This window comes from Protofrankia sp. CiP1_Cm_nod2, from assembly GCF_920664355.1.
Taxonomy (GTDB): domain Bacteria; phylum Actinomycetota; class Actinomycetes; order Frankiales; family Frankiaceae; genus Protofrankia.
Genome location: NZ_CAKKTL010000049.1, coordinates 1 through 16,812, shown reverse-complemented (window position 1 = coordinate 16,812; position 16,812 = coordinate 1). Strand labels below are relative to the sequence as shown.

Below are 16,812 nucleotides of genomic sequence, written 5' to 3'. Positions count from 1 at the left end.
AACCAGGTGGAACCGCAGCATCTCCGAGACGTGGGCCGCGAAGGATCGGCACCTGCCTCCCGGCTACCGAGACACAGACGGTCGAGTAGTCGAACGCGGCACCGGCTGGACAGATGAGGAGTGGCTGACCCACATCGCGGAGCGACGCGCGGGCCGCGATTGACCCCGCACCGACAACGCCCACGGCCCCGGTCTCGAGAACCCCTCGGGACCGGGGCCGTGGGCGTGAACGGCGGCCGGCCGGTGTTCACCCTCGGGTACGCAGCGGTCCGTAGAGGGTACGCAACGCGATCTTCCCGGCGCCGGGAAAATGGTATCAATCGGCTACACAGCGATCCGTAGAGGATGCGCAGCCTTGATCACTTTACCGGCGCCGGTAAAGTGATCGCTCCCATCCGCGACCGGGCGCACGTGAACGTCGACAAAGCTGACGTTCACCGAGGGTCAGCTCCCCCCGCGCCCGGGCCGGAGTCACTTTAGGGACGCCCCGAAGGTGACCATGAAGTCAGCTCCCCGCGCGCCCGGGCCGGAGCCCCGGGCATCTTGGACCGGTGCCTGAGACCTGTCCACGGAAGGTGGCCGCCGCGCTACAACATGCGGGTTCGTGATCTTATGGGCGCCCATAAGATCGGCCCCCCGCCCGCTCGGGCCGGACCGCATCCTGGACGTAAGCCTGGCTTACGTCCACTCGGGCCGGACCGACCATCGGTAGCGGCTATGGTGCCGTGCTCGCCCGGCTCCCCGCCCGTCCGGCCCGGACCGTTATCAACATGAGCCTGGCTCAATGTCACGCCACAGCCCCCTGGGGCCGGACCGGAGAGCGATCTTCGAGGAGGCTCGAAGATCGGCCATCTCCATCTGCGCACAGGCCGCCCGGGTCACACGAGTCGATGACGTGAGTAGTACTCACCTCGTGACACCTTCGAGGCTCCCACCCGCGCCCGGCTCGCACGGACGTCAGCAAAGTTGAAGTTCACCAAGGGTCACTCCCCCGCCTTCACTCGCGCCCGGGTCGGACCCTACGTGAGCTGGTCAGACGGACAGCGTCCGGATCATCTCGGCGACGTCGCGGACGGCGGCATGCCCGGCCGGGGCGCGGCCTACGAACGCGGTTGCCCGTTCGATCACTCCAGTGGCTGGAGTCCCGACCGCGGACGCGCGCGCGATCGCCTCACCGACCAGGTGCGCGCCGGTGGCCGGGTCGCTGCCGGCCAGCGCCATCCCGTAGGCGGCCCGCAGGCACACCGACAGCGCCTCGTTCCCGGCCCGGTCGGCCCGCGGTAGCCACTCGTCCGCGACCGCGCCGGCGGTCCGCGCATCTCCGAGGCGGGCGTAGGCATCGACGGCGTAGCTGGCCAGCTCCGCCGGGGACAGGCCGCGGAACGGCTGCGCGTCGACGAGCGACACGGCGTGCTGGTCCACGTTCCGGCGGGCGGCCGTCAGCGCGGCGTCGGCCTTGGCCGCGTCACCGAGGCGGGCGTAGGCGCGGCCGGCGATCCCGTACAGCCGCGACCCGGCCGGGCCGTCCCCATGGGCCAGGCCGGGGCCGATCGCGGCCAGCGCGTCGCCGGGCCGGTTGTCGTAGAGCGCGACCAGCGCCCGGGTACCGGCGATGTGCGCCAGCAGGACCGGACTGTCGATCGTGGCGGCGTGGCCGGCCGCGGTGTCGAGTACCCGGCCGGCCTGGTCGTAGGCGCCCAGGTCCGCGAGGGCCAGGCCGTAGGCCGCGCCGTACATGGCCTGTGCCTCGAACAGGCCGCGTTCGGCGTTCGCGGACATCGACACCCGGCCCATGCTCGTCAGTGCCCGCAGGTGCATACGGGCCACGTCGGCGCTCTGGCGGACGTCGCGGCGCGGGTAGGCGCGCACGAGCCGGTAGGCGTGGGCGCGCATCTCGTCGAGGAAGGCGCTCACCTCGCTACCCGACCCGGGACCGGTGAGCGCCAGGCCGGCCGCGCCGGCGAGCAAGAGGTCACGCCGGTCAACGTCCACGCTGCACCCCTGCCGGTCACTGTCCGCAGGAATTCAGCGTCCGTCATGCAAGGCCATCCGTCCATAGCCCACCCTCCCCGCGCCGGCGTATTCATGCGAACGGTAACTGGGCCGGCCCGGACAGGTAGCAGCAGGATTGTTGACCAACATATGACGCGCATTGTTGACCAATATGCGAAACGGTCAGGCGTCGCCGCGCCACCCGGGCCGGTTGCGGTCTAACCAGCGCTCGACGTCGCGGCGGCGCCAGAGGCGTAGCCGAGGATGGACGATCAGCGGGTCGGGGAAGCCCTTCCGGTTCGCGACCGAGTCCGCGTAGGAGCGCGCTACCCGTTCCCCGCGCGGTGTGGTGCGGCCGAGCAGCTCCCGAAGCTGGTCGATGTCGACAAGGTCTCGCAGCTCCTCACGGTGGATGACCTCGTCGTTCTCGTCCGTCGACACGCACAGGACCGTAGGAACGTTCCCACGTCCCGGATTGACGTCCTGTACGTACGTCCTGTAACTCGCTACCGTGCCCGCAATGCGTGAGCCCCACCGGTCCGACAACCGGCGGGGCTCGTGGCCGACCTGTACGGAGGTACGACCGATGGACCGATCATCCACGACGCCACGTGACGACCGCCAGCTCGACGACGACGCGGGCCGGGTGCCCGCCGTCGCGGACGGCTGGTCCGGCCGGAGGCTGCCGACGAGCGGGGCAACCGCGCACTACTCCCGGATCACGGGCCGGGTCACGGTCATCATGGACGTGGCCATGACCGCGGCCGAAGTGACCACGGCGCTGTCGATCTACCTGCCGGGAGACGTCCGGCTGAGTGAGGCACACTCGCTCGGCGACACGGTGATGCTGGTCTTTCAGGGCCAGCCCGACCAGCCGGCGTTCACCGCGTCCGGCCCCTGACGGCTCCGCTCGGCCGGTGACCGCGTCCAGCTCGCGCGGGCCGACGTCGGCAAGCTGGACGGCAACACGACGATGCCCCGACCGGGAGACCGGCGGGGCATCGTGCTTTCCGGTATGCGCTGGATACGCCGTCCGGGCTGCCCTCCAGCGGTCAGAGCGTCTGCCGTGCCCGTCCGAGTGCCCGGCTGACCGTCTGCGGATGCCAGCGCCCGCCCCGCTTGGGCTGGTGGCCTTCGACGGTCAGGGTGTCCGCTATGACCCGCAGAGACGCGCCCGCGGCGGCTAGTTCGGTCATGCGGGCGAGGGCGGCCTGTTCGCGTTCGTCCGGGACGAGTTCCCGGCCGCGTGCCCGCTGCCCGTACGCGGGGGACCCGTAGGCGTAGCCCCCGCGGGACGCTTTGAGGGTGCGGCCGGAGCGGAGACGCAGCGCGATCATCGCCCGTTCGTACTCGTTGACGGCGCCGAGGACCTGCCGGATCAGTTTCCGGGACGGATCATCCGGGTCGTCCTTGAGGTAGCCGGCTTCGCCCTGCGCGGTGCTGAAGACGTCCGCGCCCATCCGCCAGATTTCGGCGATCAGCTGTTCTTGGACGACGAGGTCGCGGGCGAGCCGGTCGAGTTTCGGGACGACGATGCCGGCGGCCTGGCGTCCACGGAGGGCTTGGAGGGCTTCGCCGAGGGCGGGTCGGTCGTCGAGTTTCCCGGACACGCCTTCGTCGCGGTGGATCGTGTCGATGCGGTGGCCTGTGGTGCGCGCCCATGCGCGGAGGGCCTTCTCCTGGACGTCGAGTCCGTAGCCGTCGACCTGCCTATCGGTCGATACCCGTATGTAACCGATCAGCTTCATTGCGCTCCCACCCCGTCTGACCTGCACTGTCACATCCATTTTAATAGACGTAACACAACGGGATCACACCGAGGGGATCGACCCGATCCGACGAAGATGATCCGCGACCAGACGGGCACACACCGCACACAGCCAGGAAGGGGCCGGATACTCAGCCACCAGCACACCCGGACCGCCACACAGCAGACAGGGACCGACATCCGATATCGGGTCGGCCCCTGCCTGCGTCACGTGGACGAGCATGCCCGGTCAGGCAGCCACCGCAGCCGGCGGCTCCGCGTCCGGAGGCTCGGTGGCCCGCGCGGCAAGCAGCATCTTGACGATCACCTCGTGCGCGACGAAGGGCACACCCTGGTTGGCGAGCAGCCGAGGGAGCCCGTCGGTTTCGACTCCGTACGGAGCCAGGGCCGCAGCGGAGGCATCGCCGAGGACCTGTGCCGCCGTCTTCGCGAGGGCAGCCGGCCGGCCGCGCAGGTCGGTACGGCGGGTTTCCCACCGCGCCCAGGTATGGATGATCTCCATCGTGCGGTGCAGCAGCTCGGGGAGTTCGTCATCGAGGGCCTGCCGCTCGGCGGCGAGCTCGTCCCGGACGGCGACGAGCCGTGCCTGTTCGGCGGCCCGGCGGGCGGCATCCTCGGCGGCGGCCTGCTCGGCGAGCGTGCCCGCCCAGTCGGCCTCGCGCTGGCGCAGCTCGGCGGCGGCCTGGTCGGCTTCGGCCTGCCGCGTCGCGGCGACCTGGCGGGCGGCCTCGAGCGCAGCCAACCGCGTCTGGTGCAGATCGTCGGCTGCTGCGTCGGCGGCTGCTTCGGCCGCTTCGGCTGCGGCGGCGGCGGTAGCGAGAGTCGACGCGGGGGTCTTGCGGCTGGTCATCGTCCTGTCCTCGGGCTGGTACGGGCGTGGGTGGGCGCCGGCCGGGCTGCGGCGGCATCGAGCCGGCGGCGGAAACCGTCCGCGACACGGTCGGCGGCCTTGAAGAGCGCGTCGTTCGCGGGGGCGGCCGGCGGCGGCACGGCTACCGCCACCTTCGGCAGCGCGGCGGCCAGGTCGTCGAACTCGCGCAGCAGGCCGGCAAAAGTCACCCGGTCCGGGCCCTGCGACCCGTCAAACACGGCCTGCAAGACGCGGCGGCGGGCTGCCCGGTCAGCGGGCGGCATACCGGCGAACTCGGCGGCCTTGGCGAGCAGGCCGCCAGCCTCCCCGGCGAGGTTTTTGACGAGCGGGCTGCGGGCCATCGGCGAGACTGCGACCGTCACCGCAGCTCTGGCGGCGACCTGGTCGCGGTCGACGCGGCCATCAAGCGCGGACAGGTCGCCGAGAATGTTGATGGCGTCGGCGAGTTCCGCCGGTGTCGGGGCGGGTCCGGCAGCTCTGCTGCCCATCGGATCTCCTATGCGGCGTCGGGATATGTCCAACGACGCTGAGCGGCCATCGTGATCAAGCTCTCTGCCCGGATCTGCCACCGACCTTTACTCGTTCGCCGCGCGTCCAGCGCGCCTTGGGCCGCGAGTCTCCGCAGGTAGGACGGGTCCAACTCGAACATGTGTGCGGCTCGTGTCGTCGATACCCACGATCCCGGCTGGAGATCGTCGGCGGCGAACGAGTCGCGCGACCCGGGCGCGAAACGGCCAAGGGCGGCATCCCGCCGCAGCCGGTGATGCTCCGCAACATCGGCGAGCACGGCCAGGTCACCGCGGACCGCCACGTCGAGCGGCGACCCCCTGTCCAGCTCGGCCAGCCCCGCGCGCAGCAGCCCGACCAGGCAGGCCGCAGCCGGCCCGTCGATGAGCGGCGCCACGTCGGCGAGCCGGTCGAACACGGCCTCCGTCCCGGCGGGAGCGGCCCCGTCACGGACGTGGAGACGGCGCAGGCCGATGCGGGCGACGACGAGGAGGCGAGCAGCCTCCCGCGGCGTCGGAACGGCACACGGACCGGCCGAAGTCCTCATTCGTCGTCCGGGAGCTGCGCGACCCGTAGGCCGACCTCGCCGAGGCTGTCCCCGCGGGCGACGGCCGCTGCGACCGCGAGCGTGGAGGCTATCCGCGTCGCGACCTCGTCCACGATCCTCCGCACCGTCTCGACCAGCGCTTCCGGGCTGACGTCCACGAAGAGCAGATCGAGGTCAGTACCGGGAGCGCCACGCGCATCCTCGGATGGGTCGGGCAGGCCGAGTCCGGCGAGGATCTGCCGGTGGGCTTCGGCGACGAGCGCGGCCATGTCGAGCTGCCCGGCGACGGCGACCGCGGCCACCGCATCCTGCATCCTGGTCTTAAGGCTGATCATCGCCCGTCCTGATCGTCCGGGATGGCTGACGTCTCGGCGAGGGCGTCGAGGTGCCGCCGGATCACCCGGTCGGCGTCGGCCTGCTGCCGCGGGCTGAGACCGAACAGGGGATCATGTATGACGGCCCTGACGGTGGCCTCGATCTCCGCGATCGTCCCGGCGTCGAAGCTGGACCAGTCGCTCATCGGGTGATCTCCCGCTGCGCCCGAAGGATGTCGCGGACGACGCCCGGCATCGTCCGACGCTGCTCCTCGGTCAGGGCCAGGTCGGGGTGGTTCATCACCTCGCGGAACACGTCAACGAAGGCGGCCGCGACGCGCTCGTTTACTGCAACAATCCTTTCGTCGATCTTGAGGCGTGCCATGTCTACCAGCACTCTCCTCGCGGCGTCGAGAGCGCGCTCAAACACCACCACCGCGGCCCGGACCTGCTCGCCCGTCGCCTCGGAAAACGTTTCGAGGCTGTCCAGCTCGGCGACGCGCTGTTCAGCAATTTTTGACCAGGCGAGGATTCGGCCGGCGATCTCCTTCAGGGCTTCCAGCGGGTTTTCGACTGGCTCAGGGGTGTATTCGGCGAGCAGCGCGCGAACCTCGGCGTCTGCCAGGCGGACGGCCGCCCTGGCTCTCACCTGGCGGGCGGCACCACCGTGCTTCGCGCAAACTGTCGCGCCGCGGACCGCCGGATTCCGGCAGGGCTGGCCGGCCCTGTCGGGGCGGCGCCGGCCGGAGCAGGTCGCGGTGCAACGGGGCGGTTGAAGGGTCATCGGGCCTCCGGCAGGTTGAAGGGTCGGCTGCGGGACGGGGCGTCGGGACGCCGGTTCGGGCAGGTCTCCCGGTGCCGGGCGACGAGGACCCCGGACTGGGTCGGGTCTGGGGCTGCTGCGGTGTCGCAGTTCGGGCAGCACCAGGCGGACGGGGAGCGCAGGCCGGACCATGGCGCCCGGGCCTCGGTGCCGGTGTCGCCGTCGGGACGGGGCCTGCCGGCCCATGGCCGGGCGGTTCGCGGGGCGCTCATGCGGCGGTCGCGGTCTGGTCGACGGCGGGGACGGGGATGCTGCCGAGTGCGCCGTGATGCTGGCCGGAGCATCCGCACCGGCAGGTGCGGGGAGGGGAGACGGCCAGCATGCAGCCGGCGGCGCACGCCCCGGTGTCGATCAGGGTGCGGGCGGTCGGCGGGTCGGCCGCCGGCGGGGTGATGGTCGGGACGGGCATGGTCGGGTTGCCTCCAAGTCGGCTGATCTTGCGTGCGTGGCGTGCGGCGAGGCCGGCGGTCCGGGCGCTGCGCTTCTCCAGCTCGGCAGCGCGGCGGGCTGCGTGGTGCCGTCGGGCGGCGGTGATCTGGGCTGCGACCCGGGCCTCGGACGCTGCGGCGAGCGCGGCCGGGTCGAGGCCGGGGGTCATGCTGCGTCGTCCTCGTGGGCGGGCCACGGGTCGTCCGGTGGCTCTTCGGGCAGCGGGGCGGCGAGGCTGGATGCAGACCGCCCGCCGCTCGGAACACTTGGAACACTTGGAACGCGGTAGCGACCGCGCGACGCCTTCGCCAACTTCCCGGACTTGACCAAGCGGGTCAGGTACACCCGGACCTCGCCGAAGGCCGTCACGATCTCCGAGGTCTGTACTCCGAGGCCGGTCGCGGCACTGTCGGGGTGCTTGCGGACGAACTCCAAGATCTGATTGGTCTGGTCGCTGAGATCCTGCTGTTCGGCGCGCTGCTGCACACGCTCCGCGGCCTCGGTAAGCGTCTGACCGTCCAACGTCCACGTGCCGGCATCGGTGATCAGCGCGTATTCGTTCTCTTCGATGTCGCGTCCGGTGACCTTGAGGACACCTTCGCTGGACTGGCGTTTCCGGCCCAGGACAACGATCGTGTCCGCTGCACCGGCGAGACCGTGCGTGCCGGATACCGAGTCCACGAAGTCGTCGCTCATCGCCTTGCGGTCGTGGTGGAGGACTGCGAGCGCGAGACCGGGATGCCCGTCCGTGATGCCCTTCAACGCCGAGCCGATCCGGTAGTCACGCTGGTAGCTCGATTCACCGACCATCGCGGGCGGCATCACTTTCCCCAACGTGTCGATCACCACAAATGCGGTGTCCGGATGCAGCCTCAAGAACGCTTCGATTGTTTCGATGACCCTGCCTGGAATGATCTTTGTGATGTAGTGGAACAGCACTGGGATCAGGACTTCGCCGCCGAGTAGCCGGCGGCACCGGGCCTGCATCCGGCGGTCGCCGTCCTCCAGCGCGAGGTACAGGACACGGCCCGACGTCGGTATCTCGATCGCGCCGAGGGCGCGTCCACCTTGGGCAACCGCTAGCAACAGGCCCAACGTCAGCCATGACTTGCCGGCCTTGGGCGGTCCGACGATCAACGTGAAGCCTTCGGGCACCACATCGGGCACCGCGTACTTCAGGTCCGGGAAGGTCTGGCTGTTGAGCCAGTCGCCGTTGTGGACGCCAGCGAGCAGATCCGGTCCAGCCTCGCTCTCAGGCTGTGTTCCGAGCGTTCCGAGTGTTCCAACCCGGGCGGGGGGCTGGTCGCGCGCGATCGGCTCGCTTGCCTTCTGGGCGGCCCGCACGATCTGTTCGGCGGTTCCGCGGGTCGTCAAGCGGTCACCGCCCGGCCGTCGAGGGCGGAGCGGACGGTGCGTGCGGCCTCGCCCGGGGGCAGCCCGGCCGCCTCCGCTGCCCGCAGCAGGGCGTCAACGGCGGTCGTGTGGTCGAGGCGGCCGGCGGCGGCGTGCTCGGCCGCACGGGTACCCGCCCAGTAGAGGCGGTCGTTACGGGTCCCCTCCGGGGCGTCCGACACGACCCGGACCAGGCCGACCAGCAGACGATCCGCAGGCACCGGAGGCAGCGCACGGGATGGCCGGCGTGCGGGCGGTGTGGGGGTAGCGGCCTCGCGCAGCCAGTCCGGCAGCAGGGCGAGCGGAGCCCGTGCCGCCCACGCGTAGCGCCGGCCGGAGCGGTGCAGCGACGGCGGAGCGAGGACCATCCCGCCCGTGCCGCGGACGTCGATCCCGGGGCCGAGCAGCCCGGCGCTGTTGCGGACCCCGGGGGCCGGCCCGGCCCGGAACCACAGGTGGCGGCCTCCGCCGTCTCGGCCCGTCGTCACGGCGCAGGTGGTCACCTCGCCGTGCTCGGCCGTCAGCGCGGCCCACGACTCCGCCCCGGCCGGGCCGTCGATGTCGATGACGACCAGGCCGGACGGGCCGCAGGCCACGCCGATCGAGGCGGCCGGCCAGCGGGACCACCAGGCGTTGATGATCGCCGGATCGTCGGTGGACTCGCTGCCCCACCTGACCATCGGGATCTTGGCTCCGGGGCGGACCGGGAACACGTGGATGCCGCGGCCGGCGAGGGCGAGGGCTGCCGCGTGCATGTCGACGGGATCGCCGTGCCGATCATGGTCGGGGGGTATCGTCATGGGTGGTAGACCTGCCTTGATCGGGATCGGGTCGAGACCCTGGCTGGGGGTCGATAGGTGGGGCCGGTGCTGGGCGGCACCGGCCTTGCTGCTCAGGCGGCCTCCTGGCCGGTGGCGGCCCGCGGGCTGTGGCGGCGTCTCTTGCCGGCCTGGCCGCCGAGTCGGCCGACGGTGGCCATCCACTTCGTGCGGGCGCGGCTGGCCAGCAGGGCCCGCATGTCGTCGTCGAGCTCGCCGAGCGGGTCGAGGGCATCCGACCAGTACCGGAGCGTGCCGGGGCCGCGAACCGGACTGTCAGTGGTGATCTCGGGCATGGGCCCACCGTGCCCCCACCGTGCCGTCGCCGAATACGTGCACGTATTGCGTGACAGCAGGGTAGATCGTTAGGCGTGTCGGTCTGGGCGGAGTATCCGCAGGTCGTCCCCGATCTCCCCACGGGTTCGCAGCCCTGCGGGTCCGGTACCGTACTCGTACTTGAGACGCTTGGGCAGGCCGCGGGCGGTCCGCTCCTTTTCGAGGCGGGCGGCCTGTGGGGAGAGCCGGTTGCCCTCCAGCCGAAAGGCCGAGGCGTCGACCTCCGGCCACTTTTTGATCACTGCGGCGAGGGCGGCGCGGCGGGTCGTGATCTCCGGGGATGTGCGTCGGTTGGCCGGGTAGTTCTGCGCCGGTCGGGGCAGGCCGGCGGCCTCACGCCGACGGATCTCGATGGCACGGCCGTAGTCGCCGGCATCGCGGACGGCCTGCGCGGTCAGCCCGGGACGGCGTACCACGGTCAGCCCGTCCCGGCTGGACGCCCACAGCGGGATCGGGCTGATCTCCTTGATGATCGTGCCGGCAGGGGCGGTCAGGTCGATGGGGCCGAGGACGAGCAGGCCGAGGGCGACCAGATCACCGGGCCAGGCGGGGACGATGGGTGCCCCGGCGGCGGCGAGGTGGGCGGCGGCCTCGGCGAGCATCAGGCCGACCCGGCGTGCGTGGTCGATCACTTCGGCGCGGTCGTCCGGGTCGGGCCACAGGCCGCCGTCCGGGTCAAATGGGTTCTTGTCCTTGACGCCGTCCGCCTCGCCGGCGAGGCCGAAGATCCGGCGGAGCATCGCGGCGGTCGTCTCGGTGTCCGGGGAGTCCCACCTGATGCGCTGGTGGGCGAGGAGGGCCCGCAGGACCGGGACGACCTGCTGAGTCGCCGGGTGGGCGACGATGCGCGCGGTGGCCGCCGTCCCGGGATCCTGGCGGGGTGTGCGGGTCATCCCTGCTCCGCGTACAGCCGTGCGATATAGGCGTCGATATCCGACTGAGCGTAAAGCAGCCGCCGGCCCTGCTTTATCGCCCGAGGGCCTTGCCCTCGATGCCGCATGTTATAGAGGGCCGAAACCGTAGTCCGGAGCTGCTCGGCGGTTTCGGCGGCGGTGCGTAGAGGCCCGGACGGGGCAAGGCTTTTGGCGAGGCGGCGGGTAGTGGTAATAGCGGTACGAGTCACTGGCTCTCCGCGTGGTCAACGGGGGGAAAGGTTGGTGGGTGTCGCGAACCCCTGCAAGGTCACGGCGACACCGATGACGCTACTCGCTCCGCGGGGGGAGTTGGGTCTAGCGGTGTTTCAAGCCGCCGCAGCAGACTTATGTTCTACCGCGCTCTTACACCGACCGTAGCCTTCACTGGCGCATCAAAAATGCGGTTGGATTCGTGAGTCTGGGTGGTCGCAGGCTGGTTGACACCGGCGGTTAGCGGCGGCTGACGGCGGCTAGCGGCGGATAAGTCGGGGGCTCGGCGGGTGTGCAAGACGGCGTGTTCCATCCACGCTTCCAGCGTTTACTACGGAGCGTAGCTAAACGCTGTGACGCGGATCACTTTGAATCGGCCCGTGGCGGTCCTCGGACACAGGTTCGGACACAGACTCTCTCCGGCCTGCGAGAACTCGTGCTGCTACTCCGGAGTAGCACGCAGTGCCCAGCCTCCCGGATCGCCGGATCGGCTGCTACGACCGGCAGCCCCTACAGGGCGACCGCCAGTACGCCCCACGGGGCAAGGCGCCACAGGACGCTATATTTCCGGTGACCTTACTCGCGAATAACGACGGGGGAGATTAGAGATGCGCGTGAGAAAGGCCCGGCGAAATCCTGAAGGCCAAAGGCGGTCATAGTGGCCCGGATCAAGGACCGTTGGTTCAATGCGAAGAAAGGCCCTGACGGCGAGCGGGTGAAGTCAGCGCGATACGGCAAGGGTGACCGCTGGCAGGTCGAATACGTCGACGACATGGGCCAGAGTAAATACCCTACGTTCGCGCGCAAGGTCGATGCTGAGAACTGTCTCAATAGCGTTGAGGCGGACAAGCTCCGCGGTACCTACATTGATCCCGTCAAGGGGCGGACGCTTGTCCGCGGCTACGTCAGGGACACGTGGCTACCTGCGCAGGTGCAGCACGCGCCGAACACGGCGGCCCGGACAGAGACGATTCTGCGGGTTCATATTCTTCCGGCCTTCGGCGACGCTCAGCTCGGCCGCGTCCGGCGAAGCGCGATCCAGGCGTGGATCACCGGTCTTGCCGAGACCCACGCGCCGGGCACGGTCCATCAGATCTACACCAAGCTCAGCGGGATTTTCTCCGCAGCGCACGAGGACGATCTGATCCCGCGCAACCCATGCCGGAACATCAACCTGCCGGTCGTGACCAAGACGCGGGTTACACCACTGCCGGTGCTGGCCGTCGAGGCGCTGATCGACGCGGCGCCGGACTACTGGCGGGCCGCGGTCATCCTCGGAGCCGGGTCGGGTCAGCGGGAGGGGGAGGTGCTGGGGCTGACCTTGGACCGGGTGGAGTGGCTGCACCGGCGCGGCCGGGTCGACCGGCAGGCCCAGAGCCCGGCAGGCAAGGGTCAGCCGCACCTGCGTCCGACCAAGACGCCGTCGTCGGACCGGCTCATCCCTTACGGGGACACCGTCATCACCGCCTTGGCCGCGCACGTGAAGGCTTACCCGCCCGAGCTCGTCGAGGTCGACGTGTACACGGAGCGCGCGAAGGGGGCGAAGCCGCGGCGGGTTGCGGTGCGCCTGCTGTGGGTGGGTGAGCGGCGAGGCGGCGTCGTCCGCGCGGGCGTGTTCACCGCGATGTGGGCGAAGACCGTGAAGCGGGCCGAGGTGGCGTTACGGGCGCGGGCGGTCAAGGAGAAGGCAGCCGGGCATGACGACCTGGCAGGGCAGTACGAGGCGACCGCCGACCGGCTTGCCGGGGGCGCCGACTTCCACGAGCTCCGCCACTTCTACGCCTCGCTGTTGATCGCGTCCGGGGCGAACGTGAAGGTGGTTCAGGCCCGGCTCGGCCACAAGAGCGCGACAGAGACGTTGGATACGTACGGTCACCTGTGGCCGGATTCCGAGGAAGACACCCGGAAGGCCGTCGACGCGGTGCTCGGTGCCCTGCCCGGCGCTGGAACGGCCCAGAAACGGCCCAGCGCCGGGGGATGACCGGTGAACCCCTTACACCGCAGGCTATGTCTCCGGGTACAGCGAGTAGCCGGGGAAGTTGCCGTACAGCCGCTCCCCGGGGTCGCTGCCCACGGTGACGGCGTGCACGAGGTGGTCGCCGCCGACGAAGGCCCCCTTCCAGGACGCGCCGCGGCCGCCGAACGGCTCGTCCCGGTCGCCCCGGGACCGCGGCTTGTTGATGCCGATCTTGAACGCCCGGATCTCGCCGCTGAGCCGCTGGGCGAGCGTCTCGTCGTCGCAGGCGAGCGAGGCGACCAGCGCACCGTTGGAGGCGTTCATCGCGGCGAGGAGCTCGGCCTCGGAGTCGACCACCACGATCGTGTCCACCGGGCCGAACGGCTCGGCATGGTGCAGCGCGCACGACGGCGGGGGAGCGAGGATCGCCACCGGCGGCACGTAGGCCGAGGTGTCCTGCCCGGGCACGAAAGCGCCGTCGGCGATCGCCCCCCGGTACAGCGGCACACCGCCCTTGCTGATCGCCTCGTCGATCTTCCTGGCGAGCTCGGCGGACTTCCCCGCGTTGATGACGGGCCCGTAGTCGAGTTCGGGCAGCGGGTCGTCATCGTGCGCGACGGCCAGCGGATGCCCGAAGCGCACCGATGTGACCACGGGCAGGTAGGCCGCGAGGAACTGGTCGAAGAGCTGGCGCTGGACGACGTAGCGGGGGTACGCGGTGCAGCGTTGCTTGCCGTACTCGAAGCCCTTTTTCAGGTGGCTGGCCAGCAGGTCCCACTGGGAGAACTCCCAGATGCCCCAGGTGTTGAGGCCCTCCTGCTCCAGGAAGTGCCGTTTGCCGGTGTCGACGAGTGCCGCGGCGACCTGCCCGCCGGCGGAACGCCCGCCGACGAACGCCAGGCAGCCGATCTCCGGTGCCCGCACCAGCGCGCTCGACAGCCGGGAGCCGGACCCGGACACCAGCGCCACCGGGAGCCCGGCGCGGTGCGCCAGCGCGCAGGCGAGGGTCAGGCAGGCCGCCCCGCCGTCGGTCGGGGTCTTGGCGATCGCGGCGTTGCCGGCGAGCACCTGCACGAGCATGGCGTGCATGAGCACGCTCATCGGGTAGTTCCAGCTCGCGATGTTGCTGACCGGGCCGGGCAGCGGGCCGCGCCCATCGATCATCCGGTCGATCTCCTCGAGGTACCAGCGGACGCCGTCGAGCGCGCGGTCGACGTCGGTGCGCGCCAGCCGCCACGGCTTGCCGATCTCCCAGACCAGCAGCAGCGCGAGCAGGTCGCGGTGATCGTCCATGGCGTCCACCGCGGCGGTGACCCGCGCCCTGCGCTCGGGGAGCGGTACGTCCCGCCAGTGTTTGTGGTCGTCGAGGGTGGCGCGGATCGCCTCGCGCGCCTCGTCCGGTTCGATCATCGGCGGGCCGGCGATGGGCGAGCCGTCAACCGGGGTGACGCTGCGCAGCGGCTCTCCGGTGCGGCGCCACTGGCCGCCCCACAGGTTGCGCAGCCGGTCCGGGCCGAAGGCCTCGGGCGCGGCCTCGTGGCATCGGGCGTACGCCTCGGACCAGCTGTTACCAGGCTTGACGTGACGATGGAACGTGTTGCGGGAAGGTGTGACCATGACCACAGGCTGCCCGTGATCGGCCCTGAGCGCTACCGGCGCCACACCGCGAAGTGCGAGCGGCCGGGGCTCGGCCGCGAGCGGCGGGTGGCATGCCGGGCGTTCGGGCAACGGCGGCGAGTATCGTCATCTGGGCGTCCAAAATATTACACAGAGTAGTTGTTGCGACGGCGGGCTCGGTGCCGAGCTCACTCTCGTGGGCCTGTTGGCCATGGTCGCGGGCCCGTTGGGGGATGTGTCATATGCCCAGTTCGGGGTTGATGATTCGCCCTCTTCGCGGGTATGGTGACGGTGTGTCGTCAGCGTCATAGCAAGCGCCGTAGCAGGAAGGCGGCGCGTATCATTCCGATATGTCGGAAGCGGTATCCGTGCATGACTCGATCGGTGCCGGTGTGGAGACACGGCTCTGTGTAAGTACCCCATCACATAGAGTGGGCACATGCGTCGATCGCAGCTCGTCCGCCCGGCAGCCCGTTGTTGGACCATCCGTGCCAGATAGCTCCGATCTGTGATGATGATTGGTGTTCTGCCACCTGTGGCACCTCAGTCCGAGCCCATCCGGGTGCTCGTGGTCGACGACCATGAGCTGTTCCTCCAGGGTCTGGAAACCGTTCTTGATCTTGAAGAGGACATCACCGTCGTCGGTCGCGCCGGCGACGGCCGACAGGCCGTCACGATAGCCACGGGAACCACGCCGGACATCGTCCTGATGGACGTCCGGATGCCCTACCGCGACGGCATCGACGCGGCGAGCGCGATCAAGCGTGAGGTGCCGACCGCGAAGATCGTTATGTTGACGGTCAGCGACGACGAAACCGATCTTTTCGAGGCGATCAAGGCGGGGGCGGTCGGTTACCTCCTGAAGTCCATCCCCCCGCACGAGGTGGCCAGCGCGGTCCGCGCGGTGCACAACGGGCTGAGCCTGATCAGCCCGTCGATGGCGTCCAAGCTCATGGTCGAGTTCGCCGCGCTCGCCCGTGGTTCCGAGGACCGGCCCAGCCGGGTGCCCGCACCCCACCTCACCGCCCGTGAACTGGAGGTCCTCAAGCTGGTCGCGGAGGGGCGGGCCAACCGGGAGATCGCCCGGAAGCTGTTCATCAGCGAGAACACGGTCAAGAACCACGTCCGCAACATCCTGGACAAACTGCAGCTGCACTCGCGGATGGAGGCTGTCATGTACGCCGTCCGGCAGGGCCTCTTCGAGATCGAATAGCGCGGGGCCGAACAGGGCGGGGCCGGCCAGGGGCTCCCCCTGGAGCGTGTTGGTGAACCGTGTTTTCCGCGCGCTTCCGGGCCCCGCTCCGCGGGCCGGCCGTCATCGTGGCCGAGGCGTCGCGGGCTGGGGGAGCGTGGGGGCACGTACGGCGCGCGGGCTGCTCCGACCTGTTCGGACGGCTGTCCAAGGCGGCCGGACGCGGGCATCCTGGTGATGTGTACGTGCAGGCGCCCCGCGGGAGCACTCGGGCACCGCCGGTGGGCCGCCTTCCCGCCCGCGGCGGGTTCTGTCACGCCTACCTCCGAGAGGGCCATGCCTAGTCCCGATATACCCAGTCATAGTCCGACGCCTGCCCTGGACCGGGCCGACCTGGGCAGGCGACAGTGATCGAGTGGCTCCTCATCCTGATCAGCGTTGTGCTGGTCGGGGTCTGCGGCGTTTTCGTCGCCGCCGAGTTCTCCCTGGTGACGGTCGACCGGATGACCGTCGAACGTGCCGCGGCAGCCGGTGACCGCAGGTCCGGAGGCGTCCTCAAGGCGCTCACGAAGCTCTCGACCGAGCTCTCCGGCGCACAGCTCGGCATCACCATCACCAACCTGGCGATCGGGTTTCTCGTGGAACCGGCGATCGCGCGCCTGCTCCACGGCCCGCTGAAGGCCGCCGGGATACCCGCGGGAATGGCCACCGGCGTCGCCGTCGCGATCGCCGTGCTGCTCGCCACGGGCGTCACCATGATCTACGGCGAGCTCGTCCCGAAGAATCTCGCGGTGGCCCGGCCGCTGGCGACCGCGCGGATGGTGCAGGGGTTCCAGCGGGGGTTCAGCCGGGTGGCCGCCTTCCTGATCCGCCTGCTCAACGGCGCCGCCGAGGCTCTGCTGCGGCGGCTGGGCATCGAGCCGCAGGAGGAGCTTGCCTCGGCCCGCTCCGCGCAGGAGCTGTTCTCCCTGGTCGGCCGGTCCGCGGAGCAGGGCACGCTCGCGCCGGAGACCGCGACGTTGCTGCAACGCTCGCTGGCGTTCGGGCACAAGCAGGCCGCGGACGTCCTAACCCCCCGGGTCCGCATGTGGACGGTCGGGGCCGGTGACCCGGTCAGTGAGGTGA

The 16,812-nt window shown here is 70.3% G+C and carries 21 protein-coding genes; 4 read left to right on the top strand and 17 right to left on the bottom strand.

Annotated elements, in window-relative coordinates; translation table 11 throughout:
* Positions 1 to 1,032: 1,032 nt before the first annotated feature.
* Positions 1,033 to 1,992: a hypothetical protein gene (locus tag NBW84_RS07930; RefSeq protein ID WP_250283163.1), complete on the bottom strand. Its 960-nt coding sequence runs from the start codon at positions 1,990 to 1,992 to the stop codon at positions 1,033 to 1,035.
* 183 nt (positions 1,993 to 2,175) lie between these two features.
* Positions 2,176 to 2,433: a hypothetical protein gene (locus tag NBW84_RS07925; RefSeq protein ID WP_250283161.1), complete on the bottom strand. Its 258-nt coding sequence runs from the start codon at positions 2,431 to 2,433 to the stop codon at positions 2,176 to 2,178.
* Between the two features lie 145 nt (positions 2,434 to 2,578).
* Here NBW84_RS07925 and NBW84_RS07920 point away from each other — a divergent pair, with 145 nt between their 5' ends.
* Entirely contained in the window at positions 2,579 to 2,893 is a 315-nt protein-coding gene (locus NBW84_RS07920) for a hypothetical protein (RefSeq protein WP_250283159.1), read from the top strand.
* Positions 2,894 to 3,044: 151 nt separating this feature from the next.
* Here NBW84_RS07920 and NBW84_RS07915 read toward each other — a convergent pair whose 3' ends face one another.
* The 14 genes from NBW84_RS07915 to NBW84_RS24145 all read right to left on the bottom strand — a co-directional run bounded on the left by NBW84_RS07915 (position 3,045) and on the right by NBW84_RS24145 (position 10,920).
* Entirely contained in the window at positions 3,045 to 3,740 is a 696-nt protein-coding gene (locus NBW84_RS07915; protein ID WP_250283157.1) for a recombinase family protein, read from the bottom strand.
* Positions 3,741 to 3,989: 249 nt separating this feature from the next.
* Complete coding sequence (locus NBW84_RS07910; RefSeq protein ID WP_250283155.1) at positions 3,990 to 4,610, bottom strand: hypothetical protein; 621 nt, start codon at positions 4,608 to 4,610, stop codon at positions 3,990 to 3,992.
* A complete protein-coding gene (locus tag NBW84_RS07905) occupies positions 4,607 to 5,119 on the bottom strand; it encodes a hypothetical protein (RefSeq protein WP_250283152.1) in 513 nt (170 codons plus the stop codon). The genes NBW84_RS07910 and NBW84_RS07905 overlap by 4 nt, the downstream gene beginning before the upstream one ends.
* An 8-nt stretch (positions 5,120 to 5,127) precedes the next feature.
* Entirely contained in the window at positions 5,128 to 5,685 is a 558-nt protein-coding gene (locus tag NBW84_RS07900; RefSeq protein ID WP_250283150.1) for a hypothetical protein, read from the bottom strand.
* Positions 5,682 to 6,020 carry a hypothetical protein gene (locus NBW84_RS07895; RefSeq protein ID WP_250283148.1) on the bottom strand — a complete coding sequence of 113 codons (339 nt, stop codon included), beginning with the start codon at positions 6,018 to 6,020 and terminating at the stop codon, positions 5,682 to 5,684. The genes NBW84_RS07900 and NBW84_RS07895 overlap by 4 nt, the downstream gene beginning before the upstream one ends.
* Positions 6,017 to 6,205 (bottom strand): hypothetical protein, encoded by a 189-nt coding sequence (locus tag NBW84_RS07890; RefSeq protein WP_250283145.1) that lies wholly within the window; start codon positions 6,203 to 6,205, stop codon positions 6,017 to 6,019. Before NBW84_RS07890 ends, NBW84_RS07895 begins: the two co-directional genes overlap by 4 nt.
* Positions 6,202 to 6,783 (bottom strand): hypothetical protein, encoded by a 582-nt coding sequence (locus NBW84_RS07885; RefSeq protein WP_250283143.1) that lies wholly within the window; start codon positions 6,781 to 6,783, stop codon positions 6,202 to 6,204. Before NBW84_RS07885 ends, NBW84_RS07890 begins: the two co-directional genes overlap by 4 nt.
* Complete coding sequence (locus NBW84_RS07880; protein ID WP_250283140.1) at positions 6,780 to 7,034, bottom strand: hypothetical protein; 255 nt, start codon at positions 7,032 to 7,034, stop codon at positions 6,780 to 6,782. Before NBW84_RS07880 ends, NBW84_RS07885 begins: the two co-directional genes overlap by 4 nt.
* The gene (locus tag NBW84_RS07875) at positions 7,031 to 7,420 is read right to left on the bottom strand and encodes a hypothetical protein (RefSeq protein ID WP_250283138.1); all 390 of its coding nucleotides are present in this window, start codon (positions 7,418 to 7,420) and stop codon (positions 7,031 to 7,033) included. Before NBW84_RS07875 ends, NBW84_RS07880 begins: the two co-directional genes overlap by 4 nt.
* On the bottom strand, positions 7,417 to 8,625 hold the full coding sequence (locus NBW84_RS07870) for an AAA family ATPase (RefSeq protein WP_250283136.1): 1,209 nt from the start codon (positions 8,623 to 8,625) through the stop codon (positions 7,417 to 7,419). Before NBW84_RS07870 ends, NBW84_RS07875 begins: the two co-directional genes overlap by 4 nt.
* Entirely contained in the window at positions 8,622 to 9,443 is an 822-nt protein-coding gene (locus NBW84_RS07865; RefSeq protein WP_250283133.1) for a bifunctional DNA primase/polymerase, read from the bottom strand. Before NBW84_RS07865 ends, NBW84_RS07870 begins: the two co-directional genes overlap by 4 nt.
* A gap of 92 nt (positions 9,444 to 9,535) precedes the next feature.
* Positions 9,536 to 9,757, bottom strand: a complete 222-nt coding sequence (locus tag NBW84_RS07860) for a hypothetical protein (protein ID WP_250283131.1) — start codon at positions 9,755 to 9,757, stop codon at positions 9,536 to 9,538.
* 69 nt (positions 9,758 to 9,826) lie between these two features.
* Entirely contained in the window at positions 9,827 to 10,690 is an 864-nt protein-coding gene (locus NBW84_RS07855) for a hypothetical protein (RefSeq protein WP_250283129.1), read from the bottom strand.
* The gene (locus NBW84_RS24145; protein WP_445548663.1) at positions 10,687 to 10,920 is read right to left on the bottom strand and encodes a helix-turn-helix transcriptional regulator; all 234 of its coding nucleotides are present in this window, start codon (positions 10,918 to 10,920) and stop codon (positions 10,687 to 10,689) included. The genes NBW84_RS07855 and NBW84_RS24145 overlap by 4 nt, the downstream gene beginning before the upstream one ends.
* Positions 10,921 to 11,579: 659 nt before the next feature.
* Between NBW84_RS24145 and NBW84_RS07850 the strand changes: the two genes are divergently transcribed.
* A complete protein-coding gene (locus NBW84_RS07850) occupies positions 11,580 to 12,902 on the top strand; it encodes a tyrosine-type recombinase/integrase (protein ID WP_250283127.1) in 1,323 nt (440 codons plus the stop codon).
* 24 nt (positions 12,903 to 12,926) lie between these two features.
* Here the strand turns inward: NBW84_RS07850 and NBW84_RS07845 are convergent, their stop codons facing one another.
* On the bottom strand, positions 12,927 to 14,495 hold the full coding sequence (locus NBW84_RS07845) for an aldehyde dehydrogenase family protein (RefSeq protein WP_250283124.1): 1,569 nt from the start codon (positions 14,493 to 14,495) through the stop codon (positions 12,927 to 12,929).
* A gap of 511 nt (positions 14,496 to 15,006) precedes the next feature.
* Between NBW84_RS07845 and NBW84_RS07840 the strand changes: the two genes are divergently transcribed.
* Both NBW84_RS07840 and NBW84_RS07835 read left to right on the top strand, forming a co-directional pair.
* The gene (locus NBW84_RS07840; protein WP_250283122.1) at positions 15,007 to 15,708 is read left to right on the top strand and encodes a response regulator; all 702 of its coding nucleotides are present in this window, start codon (positions 15,007 to 15,009) and stop codon (positions 15,706 to 15,708) included.
* 386 nt (positions 15,709 to 16,094) lie between these two features.
* Positions 16,095 to 16,812, top strand: a 718-nt coding sequence (locus tag NBW84_RS07835; RefSeq protein ID WP_250283120.1) for a CNNM domain-containing protein, incomplete at its 3' end; no start/stop codon positions are given.